Below are 243 nucleotides of genomic sequence, written 5' to 3' on the forward strand. Positions count from 1 at the left end.
GTTCCACGCCGTGATGTGGCGGTTGAGGACCGGGGCCCCCTGGCGGGATGTTCCTGAGGAATACGGCTCATGGTCGACCGTCTACGGCGCGTTCCAGCGGTGGGCGGTGGCCGGGACCTTCCAGACGTTGATGGAGGCAATGATCGCCGAGGCGGCGGCTCGTGGGCAGGTCGATCTCGACCTGGTCAGCGTGGATTCCACGGTCGCGCGCGCTCATCATCACGCGGCAGGGATGGCCGTCGA

General features: G+C 67.5%; 1 protein-coding gene. It reads left to right on the top strand.

Annotation, left to right across the window (positions count from 1 at the left end; all coding sequences use genetic code 11):
• Positions 1-243 (top strand): transposase (locus SCWH03_RS28485; RefSeq protein ID WP_173267806.1); only part of this gene is annotated, 243 nt, incomplete at both ends.

The sequence above is a fragment of the Streptomyces pacificus genome (assembly GCF_011766325.1).
GTDB lineage: Bacteria > Actinomycetota > Actinomycetes > Streptomycetales > Streptomycetaceae > Streptomyces > Streptomyces pacificus.